Annotated in this window: 10 protein-coding genes; 6 read left to right on the top strand and 4 right to left on the bottom strand. The window is 72.4% G+C overall.

All coding sequences use genetic code 11. The features are described from left to right. Positions 1–191: 191 nt before the first annotated feature. Entirely contained in the window at positions 192–1,520 is a 1,329-nt protein-coding gene (locus WMF20_RS32330) for a ferritin-like domain-containing protein (RefSeq protein ID WP_437605712.1), read from the bottom strand. 296 nt (positions 1,521–1,816) lie between these two features. Between WMF20_RS32330 and WMF20_RS32325 the strand changes: the two genes are divergently transcribed. Beyond that, the gene (locus tag WMF20_RS32325; protein ID WP_437605711.1) at positions 1,817–2,359 is read left to right on the top strand and encodes a GNAT family N-acetyltransferase; all 543 of its coding nucleotides are present in this window, start codon (positions 1,817–1,819) and stop codon (positions 2,357–2,359) included. A gap of 39 nt (positions 2,360–2,398) precedes the next feature. Here WMF20_RS32325 and WMF20_RS32320 read toward each other — a convergent pair whose 3' ends face one another. Beyond that, positions 2,399–4,075 (bottom strand): trypsin-like serine peptidase, encoded by a 1,677-nt coding sequence (locus WMF20_RS32320; RefSeq protein ID WP_437605710.1) that lies wholly within the window; start codon positions 4,073–4,075, stop codon positions 2,399–2,401. A 175-nt stretch (positions 4,076–4,250) separates the two neighbouring features. On the opposite strand from WMF20_RS32320, the gene WMF20_RS32315 reads away from it, so the two are divergent. Together WMF20_RS32315 and WMF20_RS32310 are read left to right on the top strand one after the other, a co-directional pair. Then, positions 4,251–4,883, top strand: a complete 633-nt coding sequence (locus WMF20_RS32315; RefSeq protein WP_129577972.1) for a TetR/AcrR family transcriptional regulator — start codon at positions 4,251–4,253, stop codon at positions 4,881–4,883. Beyond that, entirely contained in the window at positions 4,883–6,187 is a 1,305-nt protein-coding gene (locus tag WMF20_RS32310) for an MFS transporter (RefSeq protein WP_437605708.1), read from the top strand. Before WMF20_RS32315 ends, WMF20_RS32310 begins: the two co-directional genes overlap by 1 nt. Here the strand turns inward: WMF20_RS32310 and WMF20_RS32305 are convergent. Continuing rightward, positions 6,156–7,556 (bottom strand): PQQ-dependent sugar dehydrogenase, encoded by a 1,401-nt coding sequence (locus WMF20_RS32305; RefSeq protein ID WP_437605707.1) that lies wholly within the window; start codon positions 7,554–7,556, stop codon positions 6,156–6,158. The two genes, WMF20_RS32310 and WMF20_RS32305, sit on opposite strands and share 32 nt — an antisense overlap. A 330-nt stretch (positions 7,557–7,886) precedes the next feature. Between WMF20_RS32305 and WMF20_RS32300 the strand changes: the two genes are divergently transcribed. The 3 genes from WMF20_RS32300 to WMF20_RS32290 all read left to right on the top strand — a co-directional run bounded on the left by WMF20_RS32300 (position 7,887) and on the right by WMF20_RS32290 (position 9,253). Continuing rightward, positions 7,887–8,150 carry an AbrB/MazE/SpoVT family DNA-binding domain-containing protein gene (locus WMF20_RS32300; protein ID WP_437605706.1) on the top strand — a complete coding sequence of 88 codons (264 nt, stop codon included), beginning with the start codon at positions 7,887–7,889 and terminating at the stop codon, positions 8,148–8,150. Next, the gene (locus tag WMF20_RS32295) at positions 8,137–8,532 is read left to right on the top strand and encodes a PIN domain-containing protein (RefSeq protein ID WP_437605705.1); all 396 of its coding nucleotides are present in this window, start codon (positions 8,137–8,139) and stop codon (positions 8,530–8,532) included. Before WMF20_RS32300 ends, WMF20_RS32295 begins: the two co-directional genes overlap by 14 nt. Positions 8,533–8,593: 61 nt before the next feature. Then, the gene (locus tag WMF20_RS32290) at positions 8,594–9,253 is read left to right on the top strand and encodes a histidine phosphatase family protein (protein WP_437605704.1); all 660 of its coding nucleotides are present in this window, start codon (positions 8,594–8,596) and stop codon (positions 9,251–9,253) included. A gap of 72 nt (positions 9,254–9,325) precedes the next feature. Here the strand turns inward: WMF20_RS32290 and WMF20_RS32285 are convergent, their stop codons facing one another. Further along, a complete protein-coding gene (locus WMF20_RS32285; protein ID WP_437605703.1) occupies positions 9,326–15,313 on the bottom strand; it encodes an AAA family ATPase in 5,988 nt (1,995 codons plus the stop codon). Positions 15,314–15,427: the final 114 nt, after the last annotated feature.

The following is a 15,427-nucleotide window of genomic DNA, read 5'->3' as shown; positions in this document are numbered from 1 at the left end:
GAGAAAAATGAACCACAGAGGGCACGGAGGGCGCAGAGGAGAGAGAAAGAAAGAGCTCCTTCTCCTCTTCTCCTCTGTGCCCTCCGTGCTTCTGTGGTTCGTCTTCTTTTGTTCTCGGGCTTTCTAGGCTGACGATGGACGCCTCTGGTCAATGCGAGAGGCGCCGCGGGTGCGTTGGGGGCCAGCCCCCGCTAGGCGCCCACGCCCGCAGCGCCCGCAGCGATCGCCTCCGCGAAATTCCGCGAGAGCCTCCTCGCCGCCTCCGCGCCCGGCATCCCGGCGTGGACCACGAGCGCCGGATCCACCTCGCCTCGCGCCTCCTCCTCGAGCGCCGCCAGCGCCGCGCGCCGCGCCTCCTCGACGCGCCGCCGCTCGGCGGCCGAGAGCCGCGGCCGCACCCAGACGTCGATCGCCCACGAGAGCTTCGCGTGCCGCGCCTCGTCGCGCGCGACGCGCGTCATCACGCGCCGGACCAGCGGATCCCGCGCGAAGCGCCCCTGCCACATGCCGACCAGCGCCCCGTACGTCTCCCGCACGCACCCCTCGGTCGCGTTGTCGATCGCGAGCTCCTCCAGCGATCGGACCGGCCTCGGCTCTACCCGCGGCGGCTGCCAGCGGCCGCCGTAACGCGCCGAGAGGCGCCGCATCACCCGCGCGTGCCGCACCTCGTCGCGGCCGGCGGCGCGCGCCCGCTCCACGAGCGGCCGCGGCGCCCCGTGATGGGCGAGCTCGCGCCCGAGCACATCGAAGGCCCAGACGCTCGCCGCCTCGAGCCGCGCCACGTTCGCGAAATACGCCCCCGCCGGCGTCGCGCCCCGGCCCGCGGCCCGCAGCAGCCCCGCCGGCCTCCGGCCGACGCAGGCGCCGGACTCGGACTCGATGACCTCGGACTCCAGCTCCTGCACGTCGCCGCCCGCGTCCACCCCGAGCACATAGAGCGTGCGCTCGATCGGATCGCAGATCTCCGTGTACCGCGTCGCGAGGACCTCGTACGCGTCGCCGGCAGGCCGGACGCCGCCCTCGCCGGGCTTGCTGCAGCGGACGGTGTAGTCGGCCAGCGACGCGGCGAGCACCGCGTCCGCGGGCGTGTCCACGGGGCCGAGCCACGCCCTCACCGCGTCCCGCGTATCGAGGACCGTCACCTCGTCGCCCGTGTTGACGATCAGGACGTGATCCGGGCAGAAATCCACGCAGTCCCCGAGGCGGAACCCCTTCGTCGACGTGGCCGCCGCGATCTTCTCCTCGCATGCGGGCCTGTCCGCCGCCCCGGAGCACTTCTCGCCCACCGACTCGAGCGCGCTCGGCGCCGCCGCGCCCGACGGGCTCGCTATCATTCTCAGCTCTACGTAATCGGCAGGAGCGCCGGGCTCGACGCCCGCCAGGTACGGGGTGCGCCCGCCGCTCGCGCAAGGGATGGGCTCGAAGCCGCTGGTGTCGATGCCGCATCCGCCGACGAGGGGCGCGAGCGAGAGCGACAGGACATGACGCAGGATTTTGTCGATGGGGTTCGAAGAGGCCATATGCGTCCTCACCCAACAAGTTCTGTGCCGCCGAGAACAGCGCGGACGGCTCGCAGGCTCGCGCGGACGGCGAGCGCTCCCTGGCCTGACATCGTCGTCGCACCGCGCGCTCCGGGAGCGCCCGCGGCACAGCCCGACGAGGGCGGCCGCCGCCGAGCGTTCGCCGCGCGCCGGCCGCGCCGGGGTCGAGGAGCGACCGTGGCCGCGCTGTGCCACGCACGGGCCGGAGCCGACGCGATGCTGCGCCTGGCCTCGCCCGCGGTGCATCGCCGTGGCGGACCCGGTACGATGGCGGGATGGTTACCCTCGACAGGAACGAGCCTGACGCAACCCCCGCTGTCCTCGTGACGGAACGCCTGAGCCTCCGCCCTCACCAGCCCTCCGACGTCCCGTTCATGATGCAGCTGAACGTCGATCCCGAGGTGATCCGCTACACGGGGGACTCTGCGTTCGCCAGCGAGGACGAGGCGCGCGCGGTGATCGCGCGGCTCGCGCGCCAGTTCGAGGCCTTCCGCATGGGCCGGTTCATCGTCTCGAACCGGGAGACGGGGGAGAAGCTCGGCTGGTGCGGGCTGAGGTGGCACGAGGACCTCGGGCTCGCGGATCTCGGATATCGCTTCTTCCGGAAGCACTGGGGCAAAGGCTACGCGACCGAGGCGGCCGCGGCGTGCCTCCGGTATGCGTTCGAGGATCTCGGGCTCCCGCGCCTCGTCGCCCACGCGATGCTCGAGAACGCCGCGTCGGTCAGGGTGCTGGAGAAGCTCGGGTTCCGCCGGACGGGGCCGACCGTGTTCAAGGGGCTCGCGGCGGAAGAGTTCGTGCTGCCGAGGCCTGCATGACGGCGAGGATGTCCGGCGTCCGGCGGCGGGCGACGCGGCTCACTCGGGCAGCAGGTAATCGAACGGCTCACCCACGTTGCCCACCCAGTCCGTCGGGCGCACGCAGAACCGGGCCGGCAGGTCGCGGGGGTCGAGGAAGATGGGGATCCGCCGGTACCTGAGCCACGCGGCCGCCGGATCGTCGCAGTCGGTCGTGTCCGGGGGGCCGAAGCGGTACTCGAAATCCGCGTGCTCCGGCAGGGAGAAGATCGGCTCGACGCGCATGCCCTCGGCGGCGTCGCCCCCGCGCGAGAGCGCGGGCCGGCGCGACGGCGGGGTCGTGTCGATCGTGGTGAGGACGACCGTGGGGAACGAGAGCGATTGCCATGCGGCGTCGGGCGCCGCCGTCGGGCCGGCGAGCACGCAGAGCAGGTGGACCCCCTCGGCCTCGGGCAGCGCGAGGGCCGACAGGTCCTGGGCAACGAGCTTGATCGGCGCCGAGTAGCCCTCTTGCCGGCGGCAGTCGACCTCGCCGGCGCGCCCCAGCTTGTAGCGGAAGAACCCGAGCGCGTCCCGCGCGCCCAGCGTCACATCCCAGGTGTTCGTCGCGCCCGTCGCCGGATCGCTCGGCCGCTCGCGGGGAGCGGGGTAGGTCAGCACGTCGAGCCCCCGGCCGGCGTCGAGGGCGCAGCCCTCGCGACCCAGCGCGAAGCGGCCGTCGTCCCCGAAGCAGGCGCTCACGCCGGTCACGTCGACGGCGTAGCTCGCGCCCTCGGCCGACACGCCGGGGGGCGCGCCGACCTCGCAAGGCCTGCCGAGGAAGCAGTCGCCGTCGGGCGGGCTCCCCAGGGTCGTGGTGTTGACGACGGCATAGACCCGCTGCGCGTCGTCCAGCACCGGCGAGCCCGAGCTGCCGTTGGCGATGTCGGCGCAGCGGTTCCGGTGCGCGCCGAACCAGTGCCAGCGATACTCGACGATGTCGAAGGTGCCCTCCTCGCTGCAGCGGGCGCGCCGCAGGAACTCCACGTCGAGCTGCGGTGCGCCCACCACCGACACGCGCCCCCCGGGCGGCGGCGGCGAGGGCGCGAGCCCGAGCGCGACGACGCCGCGCTCCGCGAGGGCGCCGATCGTGGTGTCGAGCTCGACCACCGCGAGGTCGGTGCCCTTCATCGTCGCATAGCGGATCGCCTTCGCCGGCACCTCGACCTGCGCGCCCTCGGTGTCGCGGAAGTAATTGAAGATCATCCGCAGCTCCGGGGTCGCCTCGGTGTCCACGAACACCGCGTTGGCCGAAGTCTCCGCGGCCCACTCGTGGGTGCAGTGAGCGTTCGTCAGCACGTGGGCCGGCGCCTCGGGGCGCCCCGCGGGGTCGATGAGGAACGCCGTGCAGGCCCCGGAGCCGAGCCCGCCGCTCAGCCGGCCCACCGCCCTGAAAGGAGCGCTGGCCTCGTCCCGCCCCGAGAGGAGCTCGGACGCCCCGTCCCCCGGCCCGCTCCCGCCGGCGCCGCCAGCGCCGGCCTCGCCCCCGGCGCCGGCCTCGCCCCCGGCGCCGGCCTCGCCCCCGGCGCCGGCCTCGCCGCCCTGGCCGCCCGCCCCGCCGCCGCCCTGGCCGCCCGCGCCGGCGCTCCCCTGGCCGCCCGCGTCGCCGGGGGGCGACGACGGCGCGCAGGACGCGGAGACGAGGCCGGCGCAGGAGAGCAGCCCTGCGATCATCAGCGAGAGAGGACGCGGCGTCATCGGTCGAGCTCCTGGATGGCGAGACGCCGTAGCTTACCCGCCGCTCCTGCAGCTCGCCCGGCGTGATCCTGCTCGAGCGGCCCGAGCCCCTCCTTGACACGCGGCTGAGGTCGCTTCATAAGTTGGTTGTACGACCAACCAATAAACCGGCGCCAGCCAGCGCAGGAGCGTCAGGATGCCTCGCCCCTCGAACACCGCGGAACGTCGAGCCCAGATCGCGCGCGCTCTCCTGGAGGTCATGGCGGAGCGCGGCTACGAGGGAGCGTCCATCGGGGCCGTCGCCGCGGCGGCCCACATCGCGCCGGGGCTGGTCCACTACCACTTCGAGAGCAAGCGGGAGATCCTGCTCGCCGCCGTCGAGCTGCTCGCGCGGGACCATGAAGGCCGGATCGAGCGGCGGCTCGCCGCCGCGGCGGGCGATCCGGAGGCCGAGCTCCGCGCGTTCATCGACGCTCACCTGCGGGTGGGCGAGGGGGCCGACCCGCGGGCGCTCGCCTGCTGGATCTGCGTGAGCGGCGAGGCGCTCCGCGACGCCGATGTGCGGAAGGCGTTCGCGGGCGCGCTCGAGAGCGCGGTGAAGAAGCTCGCCGCGATCGTGCGGCGCGGCGCGCAGGAGCGGGTGTTCTCCTGCGCGCGGGGCGACGTGGACGCCGCGGCCGCGGCGATCGTGGCCGCCATCCAGGGGTACTTCGTGCTCGCGGCCACGGCGCGCGATCTCATCCCCCCGGGCTCGGCCGCCGGCGCGACGTGGGCGATGGCGTCGGGGCTCCTCGGCCTCTCTTCCGCCTCCAGGAAAGCGAGCCGCTGATGCGCTCTCCCCACCTGTCCTGGCGGCGCCTCGGGCTCTTGGCGTCGCTTTATATGTGCCAGGGGCTCCCGTTCGGCTTCTTCACCCAGGCGCTCCCGGTCCTCCTGCGCAAGCAGGGGATCTCGCTCGAGGGCATCGGGCTCGCCTCCCTGCTCGCGCTCCCGTGGGCGCTCAAGTTCCTCTGGGCGCCGCTCGTCGATCGCTTCTTCTTCCCCCGGCTCGGGCGCCGTCGCTCGTGGATCCTCCCCTTGCAAGGGCTCACGATCGCGGCGCTCGGGCTCCTCGCGCTGCGGGACCCGGGCGAGGGGCTCTCGCCGGTGCTCGCGGCGGTGCTGATCGTCAATCTGCTCTCCGCGACCCAGGACATCGCCACGGACGGCCTGGCGGTGGACCTGTTGGCGCCGGGCGAGCGAGGCCTGGCCAACGGCATCCAGGTGGCCGGTTATCGTGCCGGGATGATCGTGGGCGGCGGGGCGCTGCTCGTCCTCTTCGACCGGCTGGGCTGGGGGCTCACCTTCGCGCTCATGGCGCTGTCCATCGCCCTCCTGAGCATTCCCACGCTGCTCGCCCGCGAGGCGGGGTGTGGGCGCGAGGGCGCTCGCTCCTCCTCGGTCGCCGCCATCGCCACCTCGTTCTGGAAGCGCCCTCACGCCCGGCAGGTGCTCGCGCTCATCGTCGTGTACAAGCTCGGCGACGCCTTCGCGGTGGGCATGCTGCGGCCGTTCCTCACCGATCTCGGCCTCTCCCTCGCGGACATCGGGTGGCTCCTTGGGACGGTGGGGTTCGTCGCGGGGCTGCTCGGCGCGCTGGCCGGCGGGGCGCTGGTGCTGCGGCTCGGGCGGCGCTCGTCGCTCGTCGGCTTCGCCGTCCTCCAGGCGGCGAGCGTGCTCGGGTACGCGTACGCCGCCCGGGCCGAGGCAGGGGGGCCGCTGCTGGCGGCGCTCTGCGCGTTCGAGCACTTCGCCGGGGGGATGGCCACCGCGGCGCTCTTCACGTGCATGATGGACTGGACCGCTCGGGAGAGCGCCGCCACGGATTACACGCTCCAGGCGAGCGCGATGGTGATCGCCACGGGGGTCGCCTCGGCGGCGAGCGGCTTCTCCGCGGGGCGCCTCGGCTATCCGGCGCACTTCAGCCTGGCGGCCGTCCTGGCGGCGCTCTCGCCGGTCCTCGCTTTCCTGCTGTTTCCGAGCGCGCGCCTCCCCGCGAAGCTCGCGTTCGAGGAGGCTTCCCAGGGCCAGAGCGACAGGCTCCCTGCGCAGGCGCCTTGCGTCACTGGCCGGTGTACGAGACGCGGTAGATGATGCCGCTCGTGTCGTCGCTCACGAGGAGAGACCCGTCCGGCATCTGGAGGAGCCCGGCGGGGCGGCCGAAGGTGGCGCGGCCGTCCTCGATCAGCCATCCGGTGATGAAATCCTCGAAGCCCGTCGGCGTGTGGGTCGCGTCGTCGAAGAGGACGCGCACCACCTTGTAGCCCACCGGCGGGTAACGGTTCCACGAGCCGCGCATCGCGACGAAGGCGTCGTTCTTGTACTCGGCCGGGAACTGGTCGCCCGTGTAGAAGCGGAAATCGATGGGCGCGCTGTGCGCGTCGTAGATGAGCACCGCGGGATCGGTGGCGGCGGCGTATTCCTCTTTCGTCGTGCCGGGCGGGTCGTCCATGATCGGATCGATCCCCCGCTCGCCGGGGCCGCTCGAGTACGCGTAAGGCCAGCCATAGTTGTTGCCCTCGACGAGCCGGTTGAGCTCCTCGGGAGGCACGACGTTGCCGCGCTGGTCGCTGCCGTGATCCATGCCCCAGAGCTCGTCGGTCCCCGGGTACCAGTCGAAGCCGATGGTGTTGCGAAGGCCCTTGGCGAAGACGGTGCGGTCCTGCTGCGTCTGGGGGCCCAGCGATGGGTCGATGAGCAGCAGGGCGGCGTGCTCGGGGTTCGTCTCGGCGCACGCATTGCAGCTGCTGCCCACCGAGAACAGAAGGGATGTCCCGTCGGGGGTGAGGCGCATCGTGCGCTTGCCGTGCTGGCCGCCGTCGGGCAGATCGGTGATCAAGGTCAACGCGTCGCCGAGGCGGCCGTCGCCGTCGATGCGTGCGGAGTAAAGGCTCGTCGCCGTCGCCAGGTACATGGTGTCGCCCTCGGCGTCGAGCGCGATGCCGTGCAGGGTCTCGAAGCCCGGACCCCCCGTGAACACCTTCGTCGACTCGTCCGCTGCCCCGTTGCCGTCGGTGTCGCGCAGGAGCAGCACGTCCCCGGTCGTCGGCCGCGTGACGTACACTCCGCCGCCGGGGGCGAGCTCCATCATGCGCGCATTGTCGGCCCCTCTGGCGAACACGCTGATGGTGAACCCCGGCTTCGTCTTGAGCTGCTCGAGCAGCTCGTCGGAGAACGGCCGCTCCTCGGGCCGGAAGGTGTTGTCGTTCTCCGGGCTGTACCCCCCGCTGCCGTCCTCGCTGCCGCCTTCGCCGCCGCTGCCGCCTTCGCCGCCGCTGCCGCCTTCGCCGCCGCTGCCGCCGTCTGCGCCCTGGCCGCCCCCTCCTGCCTGCGCGCCCTGATCCGGCGGCGCGCCGCCGCTCCCCCCGGAGCCGGCCTGGACGTCGGCGGGCTGAACGCCGCCTTCCTCGCCGCACGCCGCGACGAGCAACAGGATGAGCCAAGGCGCAAATTGCCGTTTCATGCGAGCGACCCTTTCCGCAAGAGAGGCTCCGGATGCGTCGGGAGCGCCCTCCGCCTGGAACCCTCGCTGGATGACCTCATTCCGGACGAGGGCCGAAGCACGCCGCGTACCTGTTGGGCGGCTGGCGGGTAAGTGAGGACGTCTTACAAACCGGCCTCCGCGCGCTGTGGCGCGACGGCCCGGCGCGGGCCTGGGCGTGGCAGAAAGGCACGCCGGTGCGCCGCGCCGCCGTGCGTCGCGTGGCGGTGCAGCCAGGATCGCAGCCAAGGCTGTGCCGAGCTTGACCATGGGGCTGCGCCGATATCCTTACCCACCGTAAGGAGGCGAGCCGTGTCGAAGATCGCGGTTTCGAGGATCACCAGCAAGGGGCAGACCACAATCCCGGAGACGATCCGCCGGAGCATCGGCCTCCAGGCGGGCGAGCAGATCGAGTGGACGGTCACCGACACGGGCGCCATCACGATCCGGAAGACCGGGCAAAGCTTGGATGACCTCGCGAAGATTCTCCCGCGGCCGGAGCGGGCGCTGACGGTGGAGGAGATGGACCGGGCGGTGGCAGAACGCTTCAAGGAGAAGCGCCGTGTTCGCCGCTGACACGAACGTCATCGTCCGGGTGCTGGTCGGGGACGACCCGCGCCAGCAGAAGGCGGCGCTCGCGCGGCTCCGCAAGATCCGAGCAGACGGCGGCAGCGTCGTCGTGAGCGCGGTCGTCCTGGCGGAGACGGCGTCGGTCCTGAGCAGCGCCTACGCCTATAACCGGTCGCAGATCGCCGACGCCCTTCGCGGCGTGTTGAACACCCCTCCTTTCTTCGTGCCCCAGCGAGGAGAGGCGCTCGTTGCGCTCGAGAGCTATGCGAAGGGCTCCGCCGATTTCGTCGATTATCTGATCTGGTCGCTCGCGCAGGCGGAAGGCAGCGCGACGTTGCTGACGTTCGACCGGAGGCTGCTCCAGCACCCGGGGTGCGAGGCGCCATAGGCCGCGAGGTGGCGCGGCGTGGTCCCGTCGCGTCGCGCGCCCTGCTACAGTGCGGCCCATCGTGAACGCCACCACGAAGCTGATGCTCATCCGGCACGGGGAGACCGACGACAACCGCGCGCAGGTGTTCCAGGGACAGGCGGGGCGCGGGCTCAACGCGCGGGGGCGCGAGCAGGCCGCGCGGCTCGCGGAGCGGTTCGCCGGCGCGCGGCTCCGGCTCGCGGCGGTCTACTGCTCCGACCTCGAGCGCGCCGAGGAGACGGCGGCGCGCCTCGCCTCGGCGCTGGGCCTCCAGGTCGTCGCGGACCCTGCGCTGCGGGAGGTGAGCCTCGGCGCCTGGCAAGGGCTCAGCCGCGGCGAGGTGCAGGCGCGCTTCCCGGAGGAGTGGGCCGCATGGCGGAGCGGCGTCGATGTCCGGCGCGGGGGCGGCGAGACGTACGCCGAGCTCGGCGATCGCATGATGCGCGCGCTCGACCGGATCGCGGAGCGGCACGCCGGCGAGGCGGTCGGGGTCGTCTCCCACGGCGCGGCCATCAAGACCGCGGTCGGGCGGATGCTCCAGATGGACGGAAGCGGGTTGAAGGCGCTCCAGGTGCCGGCGAACACGGGCGTCTCCCTGATCGAGCACGATCCGAAGAGCGGCTATCGCGTCGTCGTCTGGAACGACGCCGCTCACCTCGGCGACGCGCTGGTCGAGGCGCTCTCCGCGCCCCCGGCGTGAGGCGCGGCGACGGAGCCGGAGCGCCAGACGACGGACACGGGCCGTCAGAAGACGTCTGACCTACCCAACGCATCACGACGGCGGGCGCGCGGCGCCCTGGCCGTCCGTGTCGGTCTCCGCCTCGGCCGCGTGCAAGGGGAGCTCCACGATGAACGTGGCGCCGGCGCCCGGCTCGCTCTCCACGCGGATGGTGCCGCCATGCGCGGTCACGATCCATCGGACGATGTAGAGCCCGAGGCCGAGGCCGCCGAAGTTCCGGACCGACACCGCGCGCTCGAAGCGCTCGAAGATCCTCGCCTGATCCGCCTCCGCGATGCCCATGCCGTGATCGCGGACCACGAGCAGCGCCCGATCGGGCTGGCCGCACACGGCGACGTGAATGGGGCCGCCGGCGCCATATTTCATCGCGTTCGACAGGAGGTTGATGAGGACCTGCTCCATGCGAGACGGATCCCAGCGCCCGATCACGGGCGCGTCCAGATCGAGCTGGACGCCGCAGCGGGCGTCGGCGAGCTGCTGGCTCATCCGCTCGACGATCTCGCACACCAGGGCCGCCAGATCGACCGGCGCGCGCGCGAGCGCCAGCCGCCCGGCGCTCAGCCGCGTCACGTCGAGCAGCTCGTTGACGAGGTGCGCGAGCCGCGCAATCTGCCGATTCAAGACCTGCAGCGCCGCGTCGAGCCGCTCCGGGGCGAGCTCGGAGCGCTGGTAGCGGCGCAGCAGCCGCTCGATGAGGTGCGCCTGCATCTTCAGCGATGTCAGCGGGGTCTTGAGCTCGTGCGAAGCGACGAGGAGGAACTCGTCCCGCCGCTCGATCGCCTGCTGGGCCTCGGCGAACAGACGGGCGTTGTCGAGCGCCAGCGCCGCGCGGGCCCCGAGCTCCCCGGCCAGCCACAGGTCGGCTGGGTCGTAACGGCGCTGAGGCCCCGTCAGCAGCAGGAGCATGACGCCGAAGCAGCGGTCGCGCGCGAGGAGCGGAACCCGGATGAAGGCGTGAACGCCGAGCTGCCCGAGGAGCGGCGCGGCGCCCGTGTCGCCCACCTCGGGCCGGGCCGGCGACGCCGTCGTGAGGGGCCGCACCGCGTCCTTCACGGCGTCGACCAGCTCGGCGGGCACGCCTGCGATGGCCGTGTGCCCCGGGGCGCCGGGATCGAGGCGCATGTCGACGACGCACCAGTCGGCCAGCTCGGGCACCGCGAGCTGCGCCACGCTCTCGAGGGTCGCGCTGTAGCCGAGGGCCATCAGCCTGCGGCTCGCCTCGGCCAGGAAGCGCTCGGCCCGCTCGGCCCGCTTGCGCTCGGTGATGTCGGTGGAGATGCCGCACAGCACGCCCGACATGACCCCCTCGCCGAGCGGGAACTTGACCGACAGGAAGGTGTGCGGCCCGTCCTCCAGCAGCACCTCCTCCTCGATCTCCAGCGGCTCGCCCGCGTCGAGCACGCGCCGGTCGTTGTTCTGGAGGGTCCCGATGGTCGGCCCGGGAAAGAGCTCGGCGTCGGTCTTTCCGAGGATCTCACGGCTCGTCAGGCTCACGACTTTGCCCGCCTGCCGGTTGGCGAGCAGGTACCGGCCCTCGCGGTCCTTCAGGTAGACGGCCGCGGCCGAGTTGTCGACGATCGCCTGGAGGGTGGCCTGGTTCGCCTGGAGCGCCTGCTCCGCCCGCCGGCGCTCGGCGTTCTCCTGCTCGACCTGGGAATAGAGCATGGCGTTCTCCAGCGAGATGGCCGACTGCGAGGAGAGCAGCTCGAGCACGCTGAGCCGCGCTGGGGTGAACGCCCCGGCGACGAGCTTGTTCTCCAGGTACAGCAGGCCGAGCAAGCGGGCCTGCCGCACGATGGGGAGGCACAGCACCGATCTCGGCTGCTTCCGGGTGAAATAGGCGTCCTCCGAGAACGGGTGCCTGGCGGCGGCGTCGTCGAGGAGCACGCGCTCGTGGCTGCGACGAACGTAGTTGAGGATGGACCGCGGCAGCGCCGCCGCCTCGCCGGCGTCGAGCAGCCGCGCCGCGCCGCCGGACGCCGCGAGCGCCGCCGCGGTCGACAGACGATCTTCCCGGACCAGGAGCACATAGCCCTCCTCGGCGCCCGCGTGCTCGACCACGATGCGCAGCAGCATCTCGAGCAAGCGCGGGAGCTTGAGCTCCCCGGAGATGCTCTGCGCGGCCTTGACCACCGACAGGACGTCGAACTGCTCGGCCCGCACGGCGAAGGTGACCGTGGGCGCGATCGGCTTGCGCTCGACGAGGAAGGGATAGCGCTGGTCGAGCTGCTCCACCTTGGCGTGGGCGCCCCAGCGGAAGTAGGCGGCGCGGGCCTTTTGCAGGTAAGCGTCGGCGGGCGTGGACAGGCCGCGCGCGCGGTAGAACCCGGCGGCGAGCTCGCAGGCGATGGCCTCGTGCTGGACGAAGCCGTGCTCCCGCGCCGACGAGGCGGCCTGCTCGTAGCGCCGGATGGCCTCCCCCTCCTGCCCGCGGAGCCGGGCGATCTCGGCGCAGACCAGCGCGTGCTTGTGGAGGAAGTTCGGGGGACAGCTCTCTGCCCACACGGCGAGCTGCCGCTCGCAATCGAGGAGCGCTCGGGGGAGCTCCTCGGGCGGCGGCGCCTCGTCCGAGACCGCGGCGAGCGCGAGCGCGTGGTAATAGAAGCTCTCGACGACGAGCGCGTGCGCGTCGTTCCTCCAGTCGTAATCGACGACCAGGCGGGACGACGCCGCGAGCGCCTCGCCCGGAGCGCCGAGGACGAACAGCGTCTGCGCCTTCAGGCTGAAGTAGATGCTGTGCGCGCTGCCCGCGGCCCCTGAGAGGAGCCAGTCCTCGAAGCCCGCCGGGTCGAGCTTGGACCCGTCCAGCATCGGAAAATCGACCGGCCGCCCGCGCAGCGTCTGGATGACGTGCCGGAGGCCGAGCAGGACGCCGTGAACGAACGAGTAGCCGGCCTTGCGCACGAAGGCGAGGCGATCCTCGGTCTGATGGAGGACGTCCTCCAGCGGCTCGCCGCAGAGGAGCGGGAACGCCGATGCCCAGATGCAGTTGTAACAGGCGTTGTTCCAGTCGCCGCACTCCACCGCGGCGTTGAAGCCGAGGCGGGTATACGAGGAGGTCTCCCGGTAGTGGCGGGTCCAGAAGACCACCTGCTGCCCGAGCAGCGTGAACACCGGGGCCTTCGTGGCGAGGACGGGGCTCCTGTCCGCCAGGTCGTAGGCGACCTGGCCGAACAGATACGCCTCTCTGTATCTCCCGAACCTCGGGGCGAGCACCCTCGCGAAGGCGGCATACGCGTGGGCGGAGGTCTCCGCGTTGCCGTGGCGGAGGCTGAGCTTGACCATGCGGACGACGAGCAGATAGTGCAGGTTCTGGTCGACGAAGAAGGCAGGGATGATGACGCCCCGGAGGACGCCCATCGCGACCTTGATCTCCGGGTGCGTCATGGGGGGCAGATCGAGCAGGCCCTCGATGGGCCGGTCGCCCAGGAGCTTCCAGACAGCCTCGGTCTCCTCTTCGGCCTGCGCGTCCGTGACGGGGAGCGACACCTCGATGTCCCAGGCGCGGAGGCACGAGAGCCCGAGCTCCACGGCGCGCGCGGGTCGCCCGCGGGTGGCGTTCAGCGCGACGGCGAGCTCGACGACCGCGGCCCGTTCGGCCCTGCTCCTCGCGCGCTCGGTGAGCTCCGCGAGCAGCCGCTCGGCCTCGTCGAAGCTGCCGGTGACGTACGCGGCGTGCGCGCGCTCCAGGCCGAGGTCGTAGGCGAGCTCGTACTGCGTCTCCCAGCGCTCGTCGGGGAGGAGCGCCGCGCCCGCGGCGAAGAGGGAGGCGGCGGTCTCGTGGGCCGCCGCCGCCTTGGCCCTCCTGCCGGCGCGCAGGTTCAGCGCGGCGAGCTCGGCCCGCTCTGCCGGGGACCGGATGAGCGCGGCGCCGCGGTTGAGGTGGCCCACGATGTCGAAGAGCATCTCCTCGCGCTCCGCCGCGCTCCGCCCCTCCAGCAGCAGCCGGCCGATGCAGAGGTGCACCTCGGCGAGCTGCGCCGCCGGGATGAGCGCCTGGGCGGCCTGCTGCACCCGGTCATGGACGAACCGGTACGCGCCGTTCCGGCGGAGCAGCAGCCCCTCTCGCGCGGCCTCCGAGAGCGCCTCGGAGAGCTCCGCCGCGGGGCGCTTCGCGACCACCGCGAGGGTGTCGAGCGTCAGGCTGCTGCCGAGGCACGCGGCGAGCTTGAGCGCGTCCTGTGCCGGGGCCGAGAGCCGCTTCAGCTTGCCCACCATCAGATCGACGACGTTGTCGCTGAAGCCCTTGTCGCGGATCGCGGCGATGTCCCAGCGAAAGGCGCCCGCCTCGGCGTCGAAGGCGATGAGCCTCCCCTGGTGCAGCTCCATCAGGAACTGGATCGCGAAGAAGGGGTTGCCGCCGGTCTTCTCGTGGACGAGCCGGGCGAGCGGCTCGACCTGCTCGGCCGGGGCGTGGAGCGCGCCGGCGGCGAGCGCGCCGACGTCGGACGCGGAGAGCGGCGCGAGGACGATGTCGGTGACCAGGGTGCCGCGCCGCTGCGCGTCGGCCAGCATGAGCGCGAGCGGGTGCGCCGGGCCGATCTCGTTGTCCCGGAAGGCGCCGATCAACAGCAGGTGCTCGGCCTCGGCGTAGGTGACGAGCTGCTCGAGCAGCTGGAGGCTCCCGGCGTCGGCCCACTGGAGATCGTCGAGGAAGAGCACCATCGGGTGCTCCTTCTGGACGCACGCCGCGACGAAGCGCTGGAGCGCCGCGTGGAACCGGTGCCGGGCCTCGACCGCGGGGAGCTCCGGCGCGGGCGGCTGCGGGCCGAGGAGCAGCTCGAGCTCGGGCAGCACGCCGGCGAGCAGCCCGCCGCTCGCGCCGAGGGCCTCCCGCAGGCGCTCCCGCCAGCGCTCGAGCTCCTCCTCGCTCACGCACAGGATCTCCTGCACGAGCCCGCGGAACGCCTGGAGAAAGGCGTGGTAGGGTACGTCCTTCTTGAGCTGCTCGAACTTGCCGGAGAGGAAGAAGCCCCGTTCGCGCGCGACGGGCCGGTGCAGCTCGGCCACGAGCGACGACTTGCCGACGCCGGAGTAGCCCGACACGAGCATGAGCTCCGGCCGCCCCTGCGCCACCACGCGCTCGAAGACGGCGAGCAGCGCCTCGACCTCGCGCTCGCGGCCGTAGAGCCGCTCCGGGATCTGGAACCGGTCCGAGGCGTCGCGCTGCCCGAGCGGGAAGGCCTCGACGGCGCCGCGCGACCGGAGCTCGGCGAAGCACCGATCGAGGTCGTGCCGCAGGCCGAGCGCGCTCTGGTAGCGCTCCTCGGCGGCCTTCGCGAGGAGCTTGAGCACGATCGCCGACAGCTGCGGGGGGATCGAGGGGACGATCGCGTGCGGCGGGGGCGGCGTCAGGGCGATGTGGCAATACACCCACTCGACGGGATCGCTCGCCTGGAAGGGCAGGGTGCCAGTCAGCATCTCGTAGAAGGTGACGCCGAGGGAGTACAGGTCGGTTCGCTCGTCGATGGAGCGGTTCATCCGGCCGGTCTGCTCGGGCGCCATGTACGCGAGCGTGCCCGCGATCAGCGCGTCGTGGGCGAGGTCCTCCGGCCCGCGGGGCGAGGGGCAGGCGATCCCGAGATCGGTGATCTTCACCTCCCCGGTGTCGGGGTTGCAAAGCAGGTTCTGGGGCTTGATATCCCTGTGGACGACGTGGTGCCGGTGCAGCTCGGCGAGCGCGGCGGAGAGGCGCAGGGCGAGGGGGAAGAAGCGGTCGAGCTGCATCGGCCCGCCCTGGAGCTGGTCGAGCGAGCGGCCGCCGAAGTCCTCCAGGACCAGCGCCGCCTGGTCGCCGAACGCCTCGATCGCGTGCGCCTTGACGATGACGGGCACATCGAGCCCCCTCGCCACCTCGTGCTCGTGGTGGAGCCGCCCGAGGGCGTGGGGGCTCGCGTGGTCGCGCCGCAGGACCTTGAGCACGACCGGTCGGCCGTCCGCCGCGCGCCGGGCTCGGTAGAGGATCGTATCTGCCCCGGTGTGCAGGACCTCCAGCACGAGGTAGCGTGAGCTCTGGGGCATAGGGAGATTTTCGAAAGCCGGGGCGGCCCCCGAGGCGCCGACGTGGATCCTGATGTTGCCAAAAGTGTGGCGCTTCGCCACGGACAAAAGGCGGCGCGCCGCCGCGTCGGCTCG

The organism is Sorangium sp. So ce834 (genome assembly GCF_051521425.1).
GTDB lineage: Bacteria > Myxococcota_A > Polyangia > Polyangiales > Polyangiaceae > Sorangium > Sorangium cellulosum_D.
The sequence above is the reverse complement of the archived record's forward strand: the minus strand, read 5'-3'. Positions and strand labels throughout refer to the sequence as shown.